This is a genomic window from Sphingomonas sp. DMC8 (genome assembly GCF_056314185.1).
This window is the reverse complement of the sequence record NZ_JBQUYV010000006.1, coordinates 359,563-365,562: the sequence shown is the minus strand read 5'-3', so window position 1 is coordinate 365,562 and position 6,000 is coordinate 359,563. Positions and strand designations below refer to the sequence as shown.

General features: G+C 66.2%; 8 protein-coding genes. 5 read left to right on the top strand and 3 right to left on the bottom strand.

Annotated features, from left to right (window positions below):
• Positions 1–159: 159 nt before the first annotated feature.
• Positions 160–1,053 (top strand): CE1 family esterase, encoded by an 894-nt coding sequence (locus tag ACT53K_RS14465; RefSeq protein WP_476229391.1) that lies wholly within the window; start codon positions 160–162, stop codon positions 1,051–1,053.
• Positions 1,054–1,376: 323 nt separating this feature from the next.
• On the opposite strand, the gene ACT53K_RS14460 is transcribed toward ACT53K_RS14465, so the two are convergent.
• Positions 1,377–2,294 carry an ABC transporter ATP-binding protein gene (locus tag ACT53K_RS14460; RefSeq protein WP_476229390.1) on the bottom strand — a complete coding sequence of 306 codons (918 nt, stop codon included), beginning with the start codon at positions 2,292–2,294 and terminating at the stop codon, positions 1,377–1,379.
• Positions 2,295–2,361: 67 nt separating this feature from the next.
• On the opposite strand from ACT53K_RS14460, the gene ACT53K_RS14455 reads away from it, so the two are divergent.
• The 4 genes from ACT53K_RS14455 to tldD all read left to right on the top strand — a co-directional run bounded on the left by ACT53K_RS14455 (position 2,362) and on the right by tldD (position 5,431).
• The gene (locus ACT53K_RS14455; protein ID WP_476229389.1) at positions 2,362–2,592 is read left to right on the top strand and encodes a zinc-finger domain-containing protein; all 231 of its coding nucleotides are present in this window, start codon (positions 2,362–2,364) and stop codon (positions 2,590–2,592) included.
• A gap of 156 nt (positions 2,593–2,748) precedes the next feature.
• Positions 2,749–2,964 carry a hypothetical protein gene (locus tag ACT53K_RS14450; protein ID WP_476229388.1) on the top strand — a complete coding sequence of 72 codons (216 nt, stop codon included), beginning with the start codon at positions 2,749–2,751 and terminating at the stop codon, positions 2,962–2,964.
• Entirely contained in the window at positions 2,936–3,949 is a 1,014-nt protein-coding gene (locus ACT53K_RS14445; RefSeq protein ID WP_476229387.1) for a DUF6976 family protein, read from the top strand. Before ACT53K_RS14450 ends, ACT53K_RS14445 begins: the two co-directional genes overlap by 29 nt.
• 54 nt (positions 3,950–4,003) lie before the next feature.
• The gene (gene tldD, locus ACT53K_RS14440; RefSeq protein ID WP_476229386.1) at positions 4,004–5,431 is read left to right on the top strand and encodes a metalloprotease TldD; all 1,428 of its coding nucleotides are present in this window, start codon (positions 4,004–4,006) and stop codon (positions 5,429–5,431) included.
• 4 nt (positions 5,432–5,435) lie between these two features.
• Here tldD and ACT53K_RS14435 read toward each other — a convergent pair whose 3' ends face one another.
• Both ACT53K_RS14435 and ACT53K_RS14430 read right to left on the bottom strand, forming a co-directional pair.
• Positions 5,436–5,732, bottom strand: a complete 297-nt coding sequence (locus ACT53K_RS14435; protein WP_476229385.1) for a CcdB family protein — start codon at positions 5,730–5,732, stop codon at positions 5,436–5,438.
• Positions 5,732–5,977 carry a type II toxin-antitoxin system CcdA family antitoxin gene (locus tag ACT53K_RS14430; protein ID WP_476229384.1) on the bottom strand — a complete coding sequence of 82 codons (246 nt, stop codon included), beginning with the start codon at positions 5,975–5,977 and terminating at the stop codon, positions 5,732–5,734. Before ACT53K_RS14430 ends, ACT53K_RS14435 begins: the two co-directional genes overlap by 1 nt.
• Positions 5,978–6,000: the final 23 nt, after the last annotated feature.

Here is a 6,000-nt window from a genome sequence, read left to right as displayed (position 1 = left end):
GCAAATGCCTCGACTTCAGAACACCCGCCGAGGCATGGGCGCAACATCCGTTGCACTTCGAATGTGAGTCCACATCCAGGCTTTCGCCGGGATGACGGGCGGGGCAACATATGTCGTTCGTAACGCACCTCGGTGTGCGCGTTGGCGAAGGAGAGGCGGATGCGGTGGGCATGGTTGATCGGGCTGGCGGTGCTGTTCGGCAGCGGCACGGCACAGGCGGCGACGTGCCGGCTTGGGCCAGCGGGCACGACCGTGCCGGTGGCGATCGAAGGCACCGGCCGATCGATGCTGGTGCATGTTCCCGCCGAGCGCAGTGCGGCACGGTTGCCGCTGGTGTTCGTGTTCCATGGCAGCACCGGCACTGCCAAAGCGATCCTCGCCCAGTCGAAGCTGGAGGCGACGGCAGACCGCCACGGCTTCCTGCTTGCGGCGCCCGATGGCGGCATTCCCGCCGCTCCCGGTTTTGTCTGGAACATCCCCGGCGTGCCGACCGTGACCGGCAAGATTCCCGTCCCGGGCGATGCCGACGATGTCGCCTTTGTGAAAACCGCGATCGACCAGCTGGTGGCCAAGGGCTGTGTCGACCGGGCGCGAGTCTATGCCACCGGCTATTCGGGCGGCGGACGGCTGAGTTCGTGGCTCGGCTGCGTCGCGGCGGACCGCTTCGCCGCGATCGCCCCGGTGGTCGGCCTGCGCGCGGGCAACCCGCTGAAGGAAACGCCGCGCGTCCCCGATCCGGCGACCTGCACGCCGTCGCGGCCGATGCCGGTGCTGGCCTTCGCGGGCGATGCCGACACCACCAACCCGATCCAGGGCGGCGGCGCGGGATACTGGCAATACACGATGCACACCGCGCTGGTGCGCTGGGCCGATCTGAACGGGTGCCGCGTGGGACCGGTGGAGCGCGCGGTATCGGCCGAGGTCAAGGAGGAGCGCTTCACCCGCTGCTCGGGCGCGGCGGACGTGGCCGGTCGGGTGAAGCACGGCGCCGGCCATGTCTGGGTGGCGGACAATGAGGCGATGTGGGCGTTCTTCGCGGCGCATCGCAGGTGAGCAGGCTCGACGTTCAGCGGGAAGCCGAGCCGCAACTCGTGGCGGACGTCTGGCTCTACGAAACCGCGAATGGCGGGAGGGCCTGCCCCGCCCTTCCAGGCTTCGGGTGCCTCCTGATCGTATCAAAGGAGCAGCCGATATCCGGATGGGACTCGCTTCTCCTGCTGCGCGACCAACCGCTACATCCGGGCGAACGGCGACGGATCGGCTTTACATTCCTCAGCCCTGAGCAGGCGGTGCCTACGCTTGCGGAGGCTGGGCACTTCTATCTCTGGGATGGGCACATCGTCGGCGAAGGCTCAATAGCTGCAGTCGATTGAGCCCTATGCCGCCCGCGTCAGATTGAGGAACACATCCTCCAGATCCGCCTCACGGGTCGACACGTCGACGATGCCCAGCCCCGCCGCCTGCACCGCGCCCAGCACTTCGCCGGCATTCGCCTGGTCTTTGCGATAGGTGATCACCAGCACCCGCTCGCCCTTCAGCTCGACCTTCTGGAAACAGGCATTGTCCGGCGCGGCCGCGATGTCGCGGTCCACCGTCACCTCGACAACCTTTTCCTGCGCCATGCCGACCAGTTCGCGCGTCGGCTTGTTGGCGATCAGCTGGCCGTGGTTGATGATGGCGATGCGGTCGCAAAGCTCCTCGGCCTCTTCGAGATAGTGGGTCGTCAGCACCACCGTCACGCCGCGCTGGTTGAGCTGCTTCACATAGGCCCAGAGCTGCTGGCGCAGTTCCACGTCCACGCCCGCGGTCGGCTCGTCGAGCACGATGATCGGCGGCGAATGCACCATTGCTTTCGCGACCATCAGCCGCCGCTTCATGCCGCCCGAAAGCGTGCGCGAATAGGCGTTCGCCTTGTCTTCCAGATGCACTGCGCGGAGCAGCGCCATTGCGTCGAACTTGTCCTTGGCCACGCCGTACAGCCCGGCCTGAATCTCCAGCGTCTCCTTGGGTGTGAAGAAGGGATCGAACAGGATTTCCTGGTTGACGATGCCGATGCTTGCCTTGGCGTTGCGCGGATGCGCATCGATGTCGAAGCCCCAGATCGACACCTTGCCGTCGGTCTTGTTGACCAGCCCGGCCAGGATGTTGATCAGCGTCGACTTGCCGGCGCCATTGGGGCCGAGCAGTCCGAATATCTGCCCGCGCGGCACCTCGAAGCTCACGCCGTCCAGCGCACGCTTGCCGCCCGCATAGGTCTTGCAGAGAGTATCGATCGCGATCGCTGCCTGGGTCATGGCCCATGGCCATAAGACCGTGCGCATCCGATTGCGAGCCCCCGCGCGCTTTGCTAGGGCTGATGTCATGATTGCGCCGCCCGAAGTGATCCGCACCGCCCATTCCCGCGTCGCCTGCGACGGCACCGGCGAAGGTCTGCCCGCCGCGCTGGGCCATCCGCGCGTGTTTCTGCAGATCGACGAGACCGGCTATGTCGATTGCGGCTATTGCGACCGCCGCTTCGTGCTGATCGGCGGCCCCGCCGACGGCGCCGACCAGAGCCAGCTGCCCGATCACCCGGCAGGCGCCAGCCTCTGAGAGACTGAGCGTATTGGGCAAGCGCCCAATGCCTGCTGCTAAGTAATTCGCACAAGGTGAATCTTCGGAGGCCATCCCGAAGCATTCGCTAACCGCCGCTGCCTAGCTTGCGCGCGGACGCAGTGTCGCGTCCCGATCATGAGCAGGAGAAGGGGTATGGCAGTGCCACCGCCCGACGCCGCGTGCTGGCAACGCCTTGCCAGCGGCGGTCTATCGCGCATTCGCACCGACAATATGGGCATCCAGATGATGGCCAAGCGGTTCGAGCGCAGCAACGAACCCCTCAGCGCCAAGGCGCAGGAACTCCACTTCTTTTTTTCCAAATGGGAAGGAGGGCTGAAGAATGAAATCGCTCAATTCGCCGGGCTTTGACGCCACGATGCGCAACCAGCTCCTCTCAGTAGAAGATGCGGCCCAACTGATCCGCGCGGGCGCTGTCCTGGCCGTGGCCGGCCGGCCCGCAGCCCTCGCCGCCCTGCCGCACGGCGCATGGATCGGCGGCAGCACGCCCTATTTCATGACCGAGACAGGCGGCGTCGTGGTCGGGGACGACCAGGTGTTCGTATCCGACTTCTCGGCCTTTCCGCAGGCGGAAGTCGCCTGTTTCGATGTCGATTCGCTCGAAGCGATTTCGGGCACCGCGCCCGATCACGGCTTTGCCGTCGCCATCCTGCCGGCCGATTCGGCCTGTCACCAGCGCTTCGCGCTCGAAGCCGGCGACTATCCCCAGGCTTTCCTGAAGCCGACCGTGGGGTGGATCGCCGGCTATGACCTGAGCGATCCGAACGGGTTCGCCGTCGTCGTCGACGGGCGCACCGGCACAGTGCATCGCGACCGGGCGGTGGTGCTCCATGTCACGCTGCCGGAAGCGGCATTGCTGGCGATCGAGATCGTCAACCTGTTCGCGCCCGATGGCGGCGACCTGCTGCACTTCGATGCGATCACCAACCACCCGACGCGCTGCACCGTCAATGGCGAGAGCGTCGACTTCGCGGACTATCTGCGCAGCCACGGGCTGGACGAAGGCAAGCTGCCGCTGGTCGGCGATTTTGCCGGTGCGCATCTGAACGTATCGATCCGCAGCGTCGAAGCGGACGGCGTGACGCTCTATGCCCCGGTGTTCCCGGGCGTCGACTATCACTTTGCCCGCCCGGTCGAGGATTACGCCGGCAGCTTCCGCGACGCGCTGGCGGCCAAGCCGGGCGAGAACACGGTGTGGTCGTGCAACTGCATCCTCAACTTCCTGTTCGGCCAGCTGGAGGGCAAGGCGATCGGCGGGGTCGGCGGGCCGATCACCTTCGGCGAAATCGCCTATCAGCTGCTCAACCAGACGCTGGTCCGCGTCCGCATATCCTGAGCCGGGAACGCGCGGCCCCTTAGACAAGGGGGCCGCGCGTCCTATATGGATTACATGTTCAGTCCCACCGACCCCCGCGCCTTTCTCTATCGCGACCAGCTCGATCCCGATGCGGCCATTCGCCTGACCGCCGATGCGCTGGCCCATGCCGAGGATGGCGAACTCTATCTGCAATATCGCAAGTCCGAGGCGTTCGGGTTCGACGATGGCCGGCTGAAAACCGCGTCGTTCGATACCCAGTCCGGCTTCGGCCTGCGCGCGGTGTCGGGCGAGACGACCGCGTTCGCCCACGCCAACGAGATCAGCGCCGCCGCAATCCGCCGCGCCGCCGAAACCATGGCGCTGATCGACCCGGCGAAGCAGGGCAAGGCGTCGCCGCCCCAGGGCAATAATCGCCACCTGTATACCGATGCCGATCCGCTCGACCTGGTGCCCTTCGCCGACAAGGTGAACCTGTGCCAGACGATCGACGCCGCCGCCCGCGACCGCGATCCGCGGGTGAAGCAGGTGTCGGTAAGCCTGACCGGCCAGTGGAGCGTGGTCGAAGTGGTGCGCGCGGACGGCTTCGTCGTCACCGATGTGCGCCCGCTCGTGCGCCTCAATGTCTCGATCGTCGTCGAACAGAATGGCCGGCGCGAGACCGGCAGCTTCGGCACCGGCGGCCGCGTCGTCTATGACCGGCTGTTCCAGCCCGAGACCTGGAACCGCGCGATCGACGAGGCGCTGGCACAGGCGCTGGTGAATCTGGACGCGGTCGCGGCGCCGGCGGGCGACATGACCGTGCTGTGCGGCCCCGGCTGGCCGGGCGTGCTGCTCCACGAGGCGGTCGGCCACGGTCTCGAAGGCGATTTCAACCGCAAGGGCACCAGCACCTTTTCCGGCCGGATCGGCGAACGCGTCGCCGCGCCGGGCGTAACGGTAGTCGACGACGGTTCGATCCACGACCGCCGCGGCTCGCTGTCTATCGACGACGAAGGCACGCCGACGCGCGAGACGGTGCTGATCGAGGACGGCATCCTCAAGGGCTATATGCAGGACCGGCTGAACGCCCGGCTGATGGGCGTCGAGCCGACCGGCAATGGCCGCCGCGAATCGTTCCAGCACGCACCGATGCCGCGCATGACCAACACCTTCATGCGCGGGGGCAGCGACGATCCGGCCGAGCTGCTGTCGCGCGTCAAGAAGGGCATCTATGCCAAGAGCTTCGGCGGCGGGCAGGTCGACATCGTCTCGGGCAAGTTCGTCTTTTCCTGCACCGAGGCGTACAGGATCGAGAACGGCAAGCTGGGCGCACCGATCAAGGGCGCCACGCTGATCGGCGACGGGCCGACCGTGCTCCACAAGGTCACCGGCATCGGCAACGACTTCGCGCTCGACGAAGGCATCGGCATGTGTGGCAAGGGCGGCCAGTCGGTCCCCGCCGGCGTGGGCCAGCCCACGCTGCTGGTCGAAGGGCTGACGGTGGGCGGAACGGCGGCGTAAGCCGTCAGTTGCCCGTCAGCAGCATGTCGAACGCAGCAATGATATCGAACCGATGGGTTTCGAGCGATGCAACCGTAGGGCCGAGATCCTTGGCCCAGACGGTCGCAGCATACTGCGTCACCATCGCGCAACGCACACCGGCAATGTCGAACACCGGGTTCAAGCGAGCGCGCAGGGCGGGCGCCCGATCGAGCGGCACCAGGGGCGCGACCATGCGGGTGGAGAGATGCCCCAGCACCTCGGCCTGACAGTTGAGCAGCAACGCACCGTCTTTGGCGCGATGCACGTCGTACTGCGGCATCAGAACATGCGATAGCGTTCGAGTGGAAGGCCGTTTTCTTCCACCCATTTATTGGAAGCTTCCGCCCACTCCCGATTTTCTTCCTGCCAGCGCCGGTCCTGCTCGGCCTTGGTTGCCGCGCGGATCGCCGCTTCGCAGATCTGCGACAGGTTTAGCCCGGCCTCTCGCGCAGCGGCCACCACGCCCGTATCGAGCGACAGGTTCACTGCCTTGCGCTTGCCGGATGCGAGCGGATCGTGCTTCATGCAGACAAGTTATGCGCATGGTC

Coding starts and splice junctions, on each gene's coding strand:
- ACT53K_RS14450 (WP_476229388.1), top strand. CDS start 2,749: ATGGCAGTGCCACCGCCCGACGCCGCGTGCTGGCAACGCCTTGCCAGC.
- tldD (WP_476229386.1), top strand. CDS start 4,004: ATGTTCAGTCCCACCGACCCCCGCGCCTTTCTCTATCGCGACCAGCTC.
- ACT53K_RS14430 (WP_476229384.1), bottom strand. CDS start 5,977: ATGAAGCACGATCCGCTCGCATCCGGCAAGCGCAAGGCAGTGAACCTG.
- ACT53K_RS14465 (WP_476229391.1), top strand. CDS start 160: ATGCGGTGGGCATGGTTGATCGGGCTGGCGGTGCTGTTCGGCAGCGGC.
- ACT53K_RS14455 (WP_476229389.1), top strand. CDS start 2,362: ATGATTGCGCCGCCCGAAGTGATCCGCACCGCCCATTCCCGCGTCGCC.
- ACT53K_RS14445 (WP_476229387.1), top strand. CDS start 2,936: ATGAAATCGCTCAATTCGCCGGGCTTTGACGCCACGATGCGCAACCAG.
- ACT53K_RS14435 (WP_476229385.1), bottom strand. CDS start 5,732: ATGCCGCAGTACGACGTGCATCGCGCCAAAGACGGTGCGTTGCTGCTC.
- ACT53K_RS14460 (WP_476229390.1), bottom strand. CDS start 2,294: ATGACCCAGGCAGCGATCGCGATCGATACTCTCTGCAAGACCTATGCG.